The organism is Streptomyces sp. NPDC046727 (genome assembly GCF_040645635.1).
Taxonomy (GTDB): domain Bacteria; phylum Actinomycetota; class Actinomycetes; order Streptomycetales; family Streptomycetaceae; genus Streptomyces.
Genome location: NZ_JBEYYR010000009.1, coordinates 199,031 through 213,025, shown reverse-complemented (window position 1 = coordinate 213,025; position 13,995 = coordinate 199,031). Strand labels below are relative to the sequence as shown.

12 protein-coding genes are annotated in these 13,995 nt (G+C 72.1%); 2 read left to right on the top strand and 10 right to left on the bottom strand.

Translation table 11 applies throughout. The features are described 5' to 3' along the window. Positions 1-4 precede the first annotated feature (4 nt). From ABZ937_RS14235 to ABZ937_RS14205, 7 genes are all read right to left on the bottom strand, one after another. Positions 5-1,501, bottom strand: a complete 1,497-nt coding sequence (locus ABZ937_RS14235; protein WP_361690740.1) for an MFS transporter — start codon at positions 1,499-1,501, stop codon at positions 5-7. A gap of 62 nt (positions 1,502-1,563) precedes the next feature. Next, entirely contained in the window at positions 1,564-2,586 is a 1,023-nt protein-coding gene (gene fbaA, locus ABZ937_RS14230) for a class II fructose-bisphosphate aldolase (protein ID WP_361690737.1), read from the bottom strand. A 143-nt stretch (positions 2,587-2,729) separates the two neighbouring features. Next, a complete protein-coding gene (gene pyrE / locus ABZ937_RS14225; RefSeq protein ID WP_361690734.1) occupies positions 2,730-3,278 on the bottom strand; it encodes an orotate phosphoribosyltransferase in 549 nt (182 codons plus the stop codon). A 10-nt stretch (positions 3,279-3,288) separates the two neighbouring features. Further along, a complete protein-coding gene (locus ABZ937_RS14220) occupies positions 3,289-4,077 on the bottom strand; it encodes an aldose 1-epimerase (RefSeq protein ID WP_361690731.1) in 789 nt (262 codons plus the stop codon). Positions 4,078-4,102: 25 nt separating this feature from the next. Next, positions 4,103-4,897, bottom strand: a complete 795-nt coding sequence (locus ABZ937_RS14215) for an SRPBCC family protein (protein WP_361690728.1) — start codon at positions 4,895-4,897, stop codon at positions 4,103-4,105. 63 nt (positions 4,898-4,960) lie between these two features. Further along, a complete protein-coding gene (locus ABZ937_RS14210; RefSeq protein ID WP_361690725.1) occupies positions 4,961-6,604 on the bottom strand; it encodes a polyamine aminopropyltransferase in 1,644 nt (547 codons plus the stop codon). A gap of 100 nt (positions 6,605-6,704) precedes the next feature. Beyond that, a complete protein-coding gene (locus ABZ937_RS14205) occupies positions 6,705-7,256 on the bottom strand; it encodes a DUF2617 family protein (RefSeq protein WP_361690722.1) in 552 nt (183 codons plus the stop codon). An 817-nt stretch (positions 7,257-8,073) separates the two neighbouring features. Between ABZ937_RS14205 and ABZ937_RS14200 the strand changes: the two genes are divergently transcribed. Continuing rightward, positions 8,074-9,267 carry a pyridoxal phosphate-dependent aminotransferase gene (locus ABZ937_RS14200; protein ID WP_361690719.1) on the top strand — a complete coding sequence of 398 codons (1,194 nt, stop codon included), beginning with the start codon at positions 8,074-8,076 and terminating at the stop codon, positions 9,265-9,267. Between the two features lie 42 nt (positions 9,268-9,309). On the opposite strand, the gene ABZ937_RS14195 is transcribed toward ABZ937_RS14200, so the two are convergent. Both ABZ937_RS14195 and clpB read right to left on the bottom strand, forming a co-directional pair. Next, entirely contained in the window at positions 9,310-9,867 is a 558-nt protein-coding gene (locus tag ABZ937_RS14195; RefSeq protein ID WP_361690716.1) for a YbjN domain-containing protein, read from the bottom strand. A gap of 268 nt (positions 9,868-10,135) precedes the next feature. Continuing rightward, a complete protein-coding gene (gene clpB, locus ABZ937_RS14190) occupies positions 10,136-12,733 on the bottom strand; it encodes an ATP-dependent chaperone ClpB (RefSeq protein WP_361690713.1) in 2,598 nt (865 codons plus the stop codon). 114 nt (positions 12,734-12,847) lie between these two features. Here clpB and ABZ937_RS14185 point away from each other — a divergent pair, with 114 nt between their 5' ends. Beyond that, positions 12,848-13,261, top strand: coding sequence for a PPOX class F420-dependent oxidoreductase (locus ABZ937_RS14185; RefSeq protein ID WP_361690710.1), 414 nt, complete (start codon positions 12,848-12,850; stop codon positions 13,259-13,261). 145 nt (positions 13,262-13,406) lie between these two features. Here ABZ937_RS14185 and ABZ937_RS14180 read toward each other — a convergent pair whose 3' ends face one another. Continuing rightward, positions 13,407-13,742 carry a hypothetical protein gene (locus ABZ937_RS14180; protein ID WP_361690707.1) on the bottom strand — a complete coding sequence of 112 codons (336 nt, stop codon included), beginning with the start codon at positions 13,740-13,742 and terminating at the stop codon, positions 13,407-13,409. Positions 13,743-13,995: the final 253 nt, after the last annotated feature.

Here is a 13,995-nt window from a genome sequence, read left to right as displayed (position 1 = left end):
GGGTTCAGTTTCCCGCATGGGCGGGGGGTGCCGCCCGGCCTGGGCCGACCTTGCGGCCGGCCTCCAGCGGCGGAGCCGTCACGCACCCGTGCAGCTTGCACTCGGGGCGGAGGCAGCCCGGTGCGGGGCGGCGGACCAGGGCGGCGGCCAGGACCGCGCCGGCCAGGAGGACCCCCGCGCAGATCGGCATCGCCCGGTCGAACGCCGCGTCGAACGCCGTGGGGGACCGGTAGGCCTCGGGGCCCATCCCGGCCAGCAGGGGCAGCGCCGCCACGGCCACCAGGCCCGCCGCCCGGGCCGCCGCGTTGTTGATACCGCTGGCCAGGCCCGCCCGGGCGGTGTCGACGGAGGCGAGGACGGTGGCCGTCAGGGGGGCGACCAGGACGACCATGCCGGCGCCCATCACGAGGACCGCCGGGAGCACGTCGGTGAGGTAGTCCGCGTCCTTCCCCACCCGCAGCATCAGCAGCATCGCCACCGCGCAGAGCAGCGGGCCCACCGTCAGCGGCAGCCGCGGCCCCGTGCGGTCCGCGAGCGCGCCGGAGCGGGACGAGAACAGCAGCATGAGGACGGTGGTGGGCAGGAGGGCCGTACCGGCCGCCAGGGGCGAGTAGCCCGCCACGACCTGGAGCTGGAGCGCGGTGAGGAAGAAGAAGCCGCTGAAGGCCGCGTACACGCACAGGGTGACGAGATTGACCGCCGTGAACTGGCGCGAGGCGAAGATGTCCGGCGGGAGCATCGGGTCGCGGCGGTGCTTCTCGACGTACACGAAGGCCACCGCCGCCGCGCAGCCCGCCACCGTGGTCAGCGTGACCGCCAGGGAGCCGGTCCGGGCCTCGATGAGCGCGTACGTCAGGAGGGCGAGGGACAGGGCGCCGAGCACCGCGCCGAGGACGTCGAAGCGGCCCTGGGCGCCCTTGCCCCCGGACGACTCCGGTACGTGGCGGAGCGCGACCGGTACGCACAGCAGCGCCAGCGGCACGTTCAGCAGGAACACCCAGCGCCAGCCGGGGCCGGCCACCAGCCAGCCGCCGAGGAACGGGCCGACGGCGGCGCCGATCCCGCCGAACCCGGACCACAGGCCGACGGCCCGGCTGCGGTCGTCGGGGTGGAAGGACGCCTGGATCAGCGCGAGCGAGCCGGGGGTGAGGAGGGCGCCGCCGATGCCCTGCAGCGCCCGGGCGGCGATCAGTACGGCCGAGGTCGGGGCCAGGCCGCAGAGCAGCGAGGCGACGGCGAACCAGACCACGCCGAGGACGAAGATCTTGCGGCGGCCGTAGCGGTCGCCGAGCGAGCCGCCCAGCAGGATCAGACCGGCCAGCGTGACCATGTACGCGTTGACCGTCCACTGCAGGGCGCCGAGGCTCGCGTCCAGGTCGCGGCCGATGCGCGGCAGGGCGACGTTGACCACCGTGGAGTCCAGCATGGCCATGCTGGACCCGAGGACCGTCGTGAGCAGGATCCACGTGCCCTGGGGCGAGGCCAGCCGGACGTCGGGCATGCCCCCAGGTATACAGCGGGCCCGGCGGCATGGACAGCCGCCGGGCCCGCCGGAGGTACCGCTTACTTGATCTTGTTGCCCGCCGAGCGCAGGTTCTGCGTGGCCTGCAGGACGCGCGCGGCCATGCTCGCCTCGGCCAGCTTGCCCCAGGTCCGCGGGTCGTAGGCCTTCTTGTTGCCGACCTCGCCGTCGACCTTCAGGACGCCGTCGTAGTTCTGGAACATGTGCGCGGCGACCGGACGGGTGAAGGCGTACTGGGTGTCCGTGTCGAGGTTCATCTTCACGACGCCGTTCTCCAGCGCGGTGAGGATCTCCTGCTCGGTGGAGCCGGAGCCGCCGTGGAAGACGAAGTCGAACGGGGAGGCCTTGCCGAACTTGGCGGCGACGCCGTCGTTCAGCTCCTTCAGCAGGTCGGGGCGGAGGACGACGTTGCCCGGCTTGTACACGCCGTGGACGTTGCCGAAGGAGGCGGCCAGCAGGTAGCGGCCCTTCTCGCCCAGGCCCAGGGCCTCGGCGGTGCGGATCGCGTCGTCGACGGTGGTGTACAGCTCGTCGTTGATCTCGTGCGAGACGCCGTCCTCCTCACCGCCGGTCGGGGTGATCTCCACCTCCAGGATGATCTTGGCGGCGCGGGTGCGCTCCAGCAGCTCCTGGGCGATGGACAGGTTGTCGGCGAGGGTCTCGGCGGAGCCGTCCCACATGTGCGACTGGAACAGCGGGTTGCGGCCGGCCTTGACGCGCTCCTCGGAGATCGCGATCAGCGGCCGTACGTACCCGTCGAGCTTGTCCTTCGGGCAGTGGTCGGTGTGCAGCGCGATGTTGACCGGGTACTTCTCGGCGATGATGTGCGCGTACTCGGCGAGCGCCACCGCGCCGCTCACCATGTCCTTGCTGTACTGGCCGCCGAGGAACTCGGCCCCACCGGTCGAGATCTGGACGATGCCGTCGCTCTCCGCCTCCGCGAAGCCGCGCAGGGCCGCGTTCAGGGTCTGCGAGGAGGTGACGTTGATGGCCGGGTAGGCGAACTTGCCTGCCTTCGCCCGGTCGAGCATCTCGTTGTAGACCTCGGGGGTTGCGATGGGCATCTGTCCGCTCCTTGAGTTGCGGGTTGGGGTTCTGCGTTACGGCCCTGACCTAGACCTGGGGATGCGACGTCGTCGTCGGCCCCATCTTTCCAGACCTGGACCGATGGTCCAGGCGCCGGTCAAGTCCAGGTCAATACGGGTCGTCAGTCCAGACCCAGTTCATCCTTCGAGAAGGCGAAGCGGTAGGGCACACCCGCGCCGGCCTCGATCTTCTCGGCGGCGCCCGTCGCCCGGTCCACGATGGTCGCGACGGCGACGACCTCGGCACCGGCCTCGCGCACGGCCTCCACGGCGGTCAGCGGGGAACCGCCGGTGGTGGAGGTGTCCTCCACCACCAGGACCCGGCGGCCCGCGATGTCCGGGCCCTCGACGCGCCGCTGCATCCCGTGCGCCTTGGCCGCCTTGCGGACGACGAACGCGTCCAGCCGCCGCCCGCGCGCGGCGGCGGCGTGCAGCATGGCGGCGGCGACGGGGTCGGCGCCCATGGTGAGCCCGCCGACCGCGTCGAACTCCAGGTCCGCGGTCAGGTCCAGCAGCACCTGGCCGACCAGCGGGGCGGCCTCGCCGTCGAGGGTGATGCGGCGCAGGTCGACGTAGTAGTCGGCCTCCAGACCGGAGGAGAGGGTCACCTTGCCGTGCACCACGGCCTTGTCCTTGATCTGCTGCAGCAGCGCGCCACGTACGTCCGTCATGCCGTCCAGCTTAGAGCCGCCGCCAGCTCCAGGTGGTCGTGGCCTCCAGCGGTTCCAGCGGGGTGACCAGGCGGGGGAGGGTGTTCAGGCCGTTGGGCGGGCCGGTCTGCGGTTCGACGCAGACGGCCTCGGCCTGCTCGTCGTAGACCACCACCCACTCCTCGCGGCTCGCCACCTTCAGCTCCAGCTGTCCGGGCCAGGTGAGGGTGACGTCGACCCCGCCGGGCATGCCGAAGCAGTCGTCCCAGGGGCCGGGCCGCGGGTCGACGCGGTTGCCGGTGGGCAGGTGGTCGGCGCCGCGCTCCTCCTGCCAGGCGGGCTTGAAGTCGAGGCGTACGTCCGCACCGCCGAGGCTGCGGTGGAACCACGGGTGCCAGCCGAGCTGCGCCGGGAAGGAGTCGTCGTACGTCTCCACGGACATGGTCAGCGTGAGGCCGTCCTCGGTGAGCGTGGCGATCTGGGTGACGCGGCCGGCGTGCGGCCAGGGGTCGGTCAGCTCGTACGTGATCACCGCCTCGTTCTCCGTGACGCGCGCGGTGCGCCAGGCGCCGTCGCGTGCGGTGCCGTGGATGGCGTGCGGCGGGGAGTTGAGCGGCATCTGGCGGACCGTGCCGCCGTCCAGGAAGCGGCCGTCCCGGATCCGGCCGCACCAGGGCACCATCGGGAAACAGCCGTAGCGCTGCCCCTGCCTCAGCAGTTCCAGGGAGCCGATCTTGAGGCTGCTGATCCGGCCGCCGTCGGCCGGGCTGACGCGTGCTTCCGCTTCGCCTGCGGTCAGCGTGATGTCTTCGTTACTCACGGGACGACAGTACTGGCGCTTTCGCTCAGCGGCGTTTTCGCAGTGCCCTGCCCACGACGATCGCCGACGCCACCACCAGTGCCGCCGCCGGGGCCGCCCAGCGCAGGGCCGGGCCTCCCATGACGGTCTGGGGGGCCGGGACGGGCGCGTACCGGCCGCGCGGCGGGGCGTGGTCGACCTCCTCGGCACTGCGGCCGATCATCGTGCGGCGCGCGTGCGCGGCCTCCGCGGGGGGTTCACCGGTGTCGGCGAAGTCCCCGGTGAACCGGTCGGGGTGCCCGGCGCCGACGCCTTCCGCGCCCGCTTCCTCGTCCGCGTCCGGGGCCAGCGAGGACGGGGGGATCTCGGCGTCGAAGAGGGAGGTGTGGGTGGCTTCGGTGGGCGGCTTCGGCTGCTCCTCGCCGCCCGCCGCCAGGGCCTCCAGGAAACGGTTCAGCAGCCTGGTCGCCGCCGCGGTCACCGTGTCCGCCGGCAGTTCCGTGATCCGGCCGGACGCGTCCGCCGTGCCCTCGGCGGTGACGGTGCAGCCGTCGTCGGTGTCCGTGAGGCGCAGGGTCAGGGCGAGCCGGACCGCGCCGGTGCCGCGGGCCTCGGTGGCGTTGGCGTCGACGGTGTACGTGCCGTCCTCGCGGGGGGTCACGCGTGCCGTGCCGCGATAGGTGACGGAGTGCCCGCCCACGCGCAGCTTCAGCCGGCCGGTGATCGGCGCCGCACCGGCGTCCTGTTGCAGGCCGGGGACGGCGCGGGCGACGCGGGACCGGTCGGCCAGGGCCGCGGCGAGCCTGTCGGCGGGGGCCGGGACGAAGACCTGGTGCTCCATGGTGCGGGAGCCTACCCAGTCGGGACCGGAACTCACCCTGCCGTGCGGGAACACGGCAGGCGTTCAGTAGCGCGGATGCACCAACGTGGACGCCGGCAGCCCCCGGATCCGGGTCCGTTCCGCCGCCGCGCCGTCCGCCGTCAGCTCTTCCCCCGTCAGGGTGCCGGGGTCGTCGGGGTCCACCCGTAGGGGTGGCGGAGTGCGCCCGGGGGCCGCCAGCAGGAAGCCCCAGTCGTGCGGGGTCCGGGGGGTGCCCGCCGAGCGGTCGGGGCCGGCCGCGAAGGCGGAGTCGTGGCCGAGCACCCGGTAGGAGGACGCGGCGAAGCCGGCCGTGCGGAGGGTCGCGGCGACGGTCCAGAAGGCGCGGGGGCGGGTGGTGACGGGCCCGGCGTGCACCACCAGGCGGCCGTCCGCGGCGAGGACGCGGCGGGTGAGGCCGTAGAACTCCTGGGAGTACAGCTTGGTGCTGGCGGTGATGCCGGGATCGGGGAGGTCGGCGACCACGACGTCGTACGCCGGCCCGCGCGCTCCGCGTTCCTCGCGCAGCCAGGTGAGCGCGTCGGCGGTGGTGACGCGCACGCGCGGGTCGGCGAGGGCGTGCCCGTTGGCGACGGACAGGCCGGGGTCGCGGCGGGCCAGGCGGACCAGGCCGGGGTCGAGCTCGACGACGTCGACGTGGCGCACCCCTCGGTGCCGCAGCACCTCGCGGGCGGCCAGGCCGTCGCCGCCGCCGAGGATCAGGACGCGCGCGTGCGGGCCGGCCAGGGCCGGGGCGACCAGGGCCTCGTGGTAGCGGCGTTCGTCCCGGCCGCCGACGCGGAGGCGGCCGTCGAGGAAGAGGTCGAGGGGCCGGCCGTGGGTGCCGCCGGCCAGGACGACCTCCTGCACGTCGGTCTGCACGGCCACCCGGACGTCCGCGCCGTACACGGCGTGCCGGGCGGCCCGTTCGAAGTCGTCGGCGAGGGCGGCGGCGGTGGCGAGGACGCCGAGGACGGTGAGGCCGGCGAGGAGGAGGGTCCAGTAGGCGCGGCGGCTGAGGTCGCGGCGGAAGAGGCCCAGCACCAGGGCGCCGCCCGCCACGACGTTGACCGTTCCCGTCAGCAGGGCGCCCGTCAACTGGCCCAGGAAGGGCAGGAGAAGGAAGGGAAAGGCCAGGCCGCCGACCAGCGCGCCCACGTAGTCCGCCGCGAACAGGTCCGCCACCGCGCCGCCCGCGTCCTGCCGGCGGATCCGCTGGATCAGCTCCATCAGCAGCGGGACCTCGGCGCCGATCAACAGGCCGATGGCGAGGGAGAAGGCGACCAGCAGGCAGCGCGGCCCGTCGGCCCAGATCCCGCCCCAGCCGGCCGTCCAGGCGAACACGGCGTACAACGCCATCGCACTGCATCCGCCGACCAGCGCGAGGGCGGACTCGAGCGCGCCGAATCCGGCCGCCGCGTGCCAGCGCAGCCGTTTGGCGCCGAGGGAGCCGATGCCCATCGCGAACACCATCACGGACAGCACCACGGAGGCCTGCGTGACCGAGTCGCCGATCAAGTACGAGGCGAACGCGACCAGTTCGAGTTCGTACACGAGCCCGCAGGCCGCACAGACGAAGACGCACACGAGGACCAGGAACCGACCGGTGCCGGGCCGGACGGGCAGCCGGGCGGGGCCTGTCCAGGAGGGCGGGGCACCCGGGGGCGCGGGGGCGTGCGGTTCGATCACGCTGCGACGTTACGTCACATACTCGGCACGCTTCGTCACCCACACGTGTGGATCTGGGGCGGTCGACGGAGGGCGGGGTTTATGCCGCCGGCCGCGCCGGTCAAGGGGACCAGCCCGTCTCCGGGGCGGGATCGGCCGGGTTGACCTTCACCCGTACCCCGACCCGGGTCCGGGTGGCCACCAACTGCCCGTCCTGCGGGTAGGCGTGCCAAGTGCGCCAGTGGACCTGGCCCTCGTACCGCTGGGCCAGCATCGCGGTGAAGGCGTGCGGGCTGCCGGGGAAGACGCCGGCGAGGCCGTGCGGATGGTCGGAGACCAGGGCCAGCAACTCCTGGGCGCGGCCCGCGAACGAGCCGGGGGTGAGCACCTCCACGCGGGCGGCGAACTCGTACTCCCAGTCGCCGACCCGTTTGGCGACGCCCAGCGGCAGCGGGGTGCTGGAGCCGGGGATGCACGCGACCGTCTCCGAACAGATCCCGCGCTCCTCCTCCAGGAGCACCTGGTGGGATGCGCCGAGCAGTCTCAACTGCAGTTTCGTCCCCGTGAGTTCCAGGTCCATGGTGGCCAGCGCGGGCAGCGGCTCGCGTCCCAGGGCCCAGGCGAGGTCGGCCGCACGCGTATCGGTGTAGGAGGTGTTCAGGGTCGTGAGCATGGATCGGCTCCGCTAACACGCAAATGAGGGGGAGATCGGCCATGTCAGCCCAGCCGGGGTGGGAGTCTGGGGGCGTCCCAGGGGCTGCGTTGGCGTTGTAGAGGGAATCATGAACAGTGGCGCCGCCACAGCGTTTTTACCCAACTTCGTGGGGTTTCCATCCCTCAGAGGGCTGCACAGCTCAACTGTTCAACTATGGCGTGCGCCGGGCGCGGTTTTCGGACAGGCCGAGCGCCCGCCGGATGTCCTGCCCGGCGGGCGCTCGGTGGTGTGCGGCCCGGATGCGGTTCCCCCTGTTCCGGAAGCTCAGCTGCCCCGTGTCAGCTGCCTCCCCCGCATCCGCCCCCGCCGCCGCACGACGAACCCCCGCCGCAGGACGAACCCCCGCCGCAGGAGTGACCCCCGCAGGAGTGGCCTCCGTGGTGCCCGCCGCCGTGTCCCCCGTGCCCTCCCGACGAGCCGGAGTCACCGCCTCCGACCCACCAGCTCGAACCGCCGTCGTCCCCATAGGTGGAGGACGACGAGGACGACGAGGACGACGACGAGCCGTACGACCGCCGCCGGCCGCCCTTGCCGAGCGACAGCCGGGCCCGCCGCCGCTGACGGATCCTGCTCAACGCGGTGGCCACCACCACGAACACCGCAAGCATGATGCCTTCGATCGCGCTGTCACTCATGGCGTCACGCTCCTTCCGTTCCCCCGAAGCGGCCCCCCGTGGGCGCCTCACCCGCGCCGTGGGTGGCGCGGTGCCGGGGGGATGCCCGGCCGGAACGGCGCGCAAAGCAGAGTTGAGGAAGTCCAGAGCTTGAGCGCAGGATGGCCGGCATGACCTCCAGCGCACGCCCTCACCTGAACCGCCGGCTCGCGGAATTCGGGACGACGATCTTCGCCGAGATGTCCGCGCTCGCCATGACGACCGGGGCGATCAACCTGGGCCAGGGTTTCCCCGACACCGACGGCCCCGAGGAGATCCGCGAGGCCGCCGTACGGGCGCTGCGCGACGGCCGCGGCAACCAGTACCCGCCGGGCCCCGGCATCCCCGAGCTGCGCACCGCGATCGCCGCGCACCAGCAGCGCCGCTACGGTCTGGCCTACGACCCCGACACCGAGGTGCTGGTCACGGCGGGCGCGACGGAGGCCATCGCGGCCTCGCTGCTGGCGCTGGTCGAGCCGGGTGACGAGGTGGTGGCCCTGGAGCCGTACTACGACTCCTACGCGGCGAGCATCGCGATGGCGGGCGGCACGCGGGTGCCGGTGACCCTCCGGCCGCACGTCGACGGGGGCGCGAGCTTCCGGCTCGACCTGGACGAACTGCGGGCCGCCGTCACCGACCGCACCCGGCTGCTGCTGATCAACACCCCGCACAACCCGACCGGCACGGTCCTCACGCGCGCGGAGCTGGCCGCGATCGCCGAGCTGGCGGTGGAGCGGGACCTGCTGGTGGTGACCGACGAGGTCTACGAGCACCTGGTCTTCGACGGCGCCGAACACCTCCCGCTGGCGGGGTTCCCCGGGATGCGCGAGCGGACGGTGAGCATCGGCTCGGCCGGCAAGACGTACTCGTTCACCGGCTGGAAGGTCGGCTGGGTGACGGCCGCGCCGGAGCTGGTGAGCGCGGTCCGGTCGGTGAAGCAGTTCCTGACGTACGTCGCCTCGGGGCCCTTCCAGTACGCGGTGGCCGAGGCCCTCGCGCTGCCCGACGCCTACTTCGAGGAGTTCCGTCAGGGCATGCTGGCCCGCCGGGACATCCTGGCGGAGGGGCTCGCGGCGGCGGGCTTCGAGGTGTTCCGGCCGGCCGGCACGTACTTCATCACCACCGACATCCGGCCCCTCGGCGAGAAGGACGGCTTCGCCTTCTGCCGGGCTCTGCCGCGGCGGGCGGGCGTGGTGGCCATCCCGAACGCGGTCTTCTACGACGACCGGGAGGCGGGGGCGCCGTTCGTGCGGTTCGCCTTCTGCAAGAAGGAGGAGGTGCTCCGGGAGGCGGCCGAGCGGCTGCGGCGCATGTGAGTGCGGTCCGGGGGCTGCCGCCCCCGGACCCGGGTTCCTCGGTTACTCGCCGTCGCCCTCGGGCTTCTCGGCGTCGTCCTCGGCCTTCTCCACTCCGGTCTCGTCGACCTCCTGCTCGAGGCCGAGCTGCTCGACCAGCCACTTGTCGAACTCGATCGCGGCCCGCACCCAGCTGACCGTGGAGGAGACGAAGTGGTTGATGTCGACGCCCGTGCCGATCAGCATCTGGGCCTCGCCGATCAGACGGACGGCGCCGTCTTCGTGGGTGTGGGTGTACACCTTGGGCCACAGGGTGCGGCGGTTCCACTCGTCGACGCACTCCAGCAGCTGCAACTTCTCGTCGATCTTGTGCGGGCGGTCGTAGAAGGTCCGCACCGAGAAGATCGCCTGCTCGTCCTCGCCACGGAACATGAAGTACGTGCGGAACTGCTCCCACGGCGCGGCGAGGTCACCCTCCTCGTCGACGACGTACTTCAGCTCCATCTGGTCGAGAAGCTGCTTCACCAGGTCCTGATCCGGAAGGACGGGGCCCGCCGGTCCTTGGGGCTGCGGTTCGGGCTGGCCCCCGAAGTTCGGAATCGAGGACGGGTCGATGCTCACCGTGTTTTTCCCTTCATGCGGATGCCGCCATCCTCCCCCATGCGGGGAGGGGGGAGGCAAGCCCCGACGCCCTCCTGCGGGCCTTTGCCCGACATGATTCCGGCTGCCGGGCGGCAGGAAGGGCAGGTGGCGGCGGTGGCGGGGCGAAGACGGACCGGATGGGGGCTTTTCGCGGCCGCCGTGCTGATCGACGTGCGGTACGAGGGCCCGGCGCAGGCCCTCGTACGGTTCACGGCGTTCACCGTCCGACGCCGCACGCCGACGCGTCCTACAGCGTCTTGCCCGTGGCCGGCCCCACGATCAGCCCCTCGCCGGACCGGTCCACACGGACCGTGTCGCCGTCCTTGACCTCGCCGGAGAGGATCTCCTTGGCGAGCCGGTCGCCGATGGCGGTCTGCACCAGGCGGCGCAGCGGACGGGCGCCGTAGGCCGGGTCCAGGCCCTCCTCCGCCAGCCAGGCCAGCGCCTCGGGGGTGACGTCCAGCGTGAGCCGGCGCTCGGCCAGCCGCTTCGCCAGCCGCTCGATCTGCAGCTGGGCGATCCGCTCCAGCTCGGCCTTGGTCAGCGCCGAGAAGACCACCAGGTCGTCCAGCCGGTTGAGGAACTCCGGCTTGAAGGAGGTCCGGACGACCTCCAGCACCTGCTCCTTCTTCTCCGTCTCGCCCAGCACCGGGTCGACCAGGAACTGGCTGCCCAGGTTGGAGGTGAGCACCAGGATGGTGTTGCGGAAGTCGACCGTCCGGCCCTGGCCGTCCGTCAGGCGGCCGTCGTCCAGCACCTGGAGCAGGATGTCGAAGACCTCCGGGTGTGCCTTCTCCACCTCGTCGAGCAGCACCACGCTGTACGGGCGGCGCCGCACCGCCTCGGTGAGCTGACCGCCCTCCTCGTAGCCGACGTAGCCGGGGGGCGCGCCGACCAGGCGGGCCACGCTGTGCTTCTCGCCGTACTCCGACATGTCGATGCGGACCATGGCCCGCTCGTCGTCGAAGAGGAAGTCCGCGAGCGCCTTGGCGAGTTCGGTCTTGCCGACACCGGTCGGGCCGAGGAAGAGGAACGACCCGGTAGGCCGGTCGGGGTCGGCGATCCCGGCCCGCGAGCGCCGTACGGCGTCGCTCACGGCCCGCACGGCCTCGCCCTGCCCGATCAGCCGCCGGCCCAGCTCGTCCTCCATCCGCAGCAGCTTCTGCGTCTCGCCCTCCAGCAGCCGGCCGGCCGGGATGCCGGTCCAGGCGGCGACGACGTCGGCGATGTCGTCGGAGCCGACCTCGTCCTTGACCATGGTGTCCCGGGCGGCCTCCACCTCGGCCTCGGAGGCGGCCTCCAGCTCCTTCTCCAGCTGCGGGATCTCGCCGTAGAGCAGCTTGGCGGCGGTGTCGAAGTCGCCGTCCCGCTGGGCGCGCTCGGCCTGCCCGCGCAGGTCGTCCAGGCGTTCCTTCAGCTCGCCGACCCGGTTGAGGGACTGCTTCTCCTTCTCCCAGCGGGCGGTCAGACCGCGCAGCTCCTCCTCCTTGTCGGCGAGGTCGCGGCGCAGCTTCTCCAGCCGCTCACGGGAGGCCGGGTCGGTCTCCTTGCCGATCGCCAGTTCCTCCATCTTGAGCCGGTCGACGGCACGCTGGAGTTCGTCGATCTCGACCGGGGAGGAGTCGATCTCCATGCGCAGCCGGGAGGCGGCCTCGTCGACCAGGTCGATGGCCTTGTCGGGGAGGAAGCGGGAGGTGATGTACCGGTCGGACAGGGTGGCGGCGGCCACCAGCGCGCTGTCCGCGATCTGCACCTTGTGGTGCGCCTCGTAGCGGCCCTTGAGCCCGCGCAGGATGGCGATGGTGTCCTCCACCGTGGGCTCGGCGACCAGCACCTGCTGGAAGCGCCGCTCCAGCGCGGGGTCCTTCTCGATCCGCTCCCGGTACTCGTCCAGGGTGGTGGCGCCGACCATGCGCAGCTCACCCCGGGCGAGCATGGGCTTGAGCATGTTCCCGGCGTCCATGGCGGAGTCCCCGCCCGCACCGGCGCCCACGACGGTGTGCAGCTCGTCGATGAACGTGATGATCTGCCCGTCGGAGTCCTTGATCTCGGCGAGGACGGCCTTCAGTCGCTCCTCGAACTCGCCGCGGTACTTGGCACCGGCGACCATCGCTCCGAGGTCCAGCGCGACGAGCCGCTTGTCCTTCAGCGACTCGGGCACGTCCCCCTTCACGATCCGCTGCGCGAGCCCTTCGACCACGGCGGTCTTGCCGACACCGGGCTCACCGATGAGCACCGGGTTGTTCTTCGTCCTCCGGCTGAGCACCTGCACGACCCGCCGGATCTCCTGGTCCCGGCCGATGACCGGATCCAGCCGGCCCTCACGGGCGGCGGCGGTGAAGTCGGTGCCGAACTTCTCCAGGGCCTTGTACTGGCCCTCGGGGTCGGCGGTGGTCACGCGGCGTCCTCCCCTGGCCTTCTTGAAGGCCTCCAGCAGCTTCTTCGCCTCGGCGCCCTGCCGGGTGAGCAGCTCGCCGGAGGCGCCGCCCTTCGCGGCGATGCCGATCAGCAGGTGCTCGGTGGACAGGTAGTCGTCGCCGAGCTGCTGCGCGCGCTCGCCGGCGTCCGCGATCACGGCCAGCAGCTCACGGTTGGGCTGCGGCGGCGCAACCGTGGATCCGGTCACGCTGGGCAGGCCGGCGAGGATGCGCTCCGCACCGGCGCGTACGGCCGCCTGGTCGGCCTCGACGGCGGCCAGCAGGTCGGTGATGTTCTCGTTGTCCTGCCCCTGGAGCAGAGCCAGCAGCAGGTGGGCGGGGGTGAGGTCCGGGTGCCCCTCGCTCACGGCGCGATTGCTCGCCGTGTTGATCGCGTCCCGGCTCCTGTTGGTCAGCTCGGCGTCCACGTCGTCCGTTCTCCTCCTCGGCCACTGTCCACTGCTGACTTAGTCAGCGTACACAAAGTTGAGTCTATTCCACTCAAGGTTCGGTGCGGAGCGGTTCACGGCTATGTTGCGCGCATGACGAGCCACGCCATGGACCCGGCTTCCCCCGACGAGCCGTACCTCGCCTTCTGGCGCGAACGGCACCTGTGCACCCTCACCACCCTGCGCCCCGACGGCAGCCCGCACGTGGTGCCGGTGGGGGTGACGTACGACGCCGAGGCGGGGCTGGCCCGGGTGATAACCAACGGGACGAGCGCGAAGGTCCGGCACGTGCGCGCGGCCGGCCCCGAGGGCGCCCGGGTCGCGGTGTGCCAGGTGGACGGCCGGCGCTGGGCCACGCTGGAGGGGCGGGCGCGGGTGCGGACCGAGCCGGAACGGGTGGGGGAGGCGGTGCGGCGGTACGCCGAGCGGTACGAGCGGACGCCGTCGCCGAACCCGGCCCGGGTGGTCATCGAGATCGAGGTGGAGCGGGCACTGGGGAACGGCTGATGAACGACGGTTTTCAGCCACCGTGGGAGTGGGCCCATAGCCTGAAATATCCCCGGAAACTGCAGCGGCGTCACCGTGTTCAGGTCACGGTGACGCCGCTGCGGGGGGAAGCACCTGAGCGATCTGTTACGACGGGGGAATCGCGTCAGGCACTGCGGGGGGTGGCCGAGATGGTCCTCAGGTCGGACTCCGCCGGCTCACTCAGCCGGTGGTCCCGCTGGTCCAGGTTCACAAAGATCATTCCGTACCGGATGGCACATCGCACCGGCTGCGGCGCGCCGCGCGGCTTGCGCAGGCACCGGTACGCCCGTACGTCGTCTTCCTCGTCCCGCGTGACGACGACCGGCTCACCGAACACGGTCACCATCAGTGAGTCACCGCTGTGGGGGATGGCGGTGACCAGGTCGATGAAGTGCCAGCCGGAGCGGTACGCGGTGGCCATTTCGCGACGGAAGGAGCGGTCGTCAGGCGGGGTCGTCACGTCAGCTCCTCACCGCGTGCGTGGGATTCACGGGCCAACTGGTGTCACTAGCGGCCACGGCAGTCGCAGCCACCGCCGGCCAGCTGGTGTCCGCTCGCGCGTCGCCGTTCTCCCTCGTGAAGCCGCCCAGCGCTCCTGCGGCCACGACAACGGAGAAGGCGGCGACAAGTATCGAGCGAAGCAGTCTCTTGCCCATAGTCGGCTTCGTCCTCACTTGAAGGTCCCCTCTTCCCCCGTCGGGTACGACGATGGC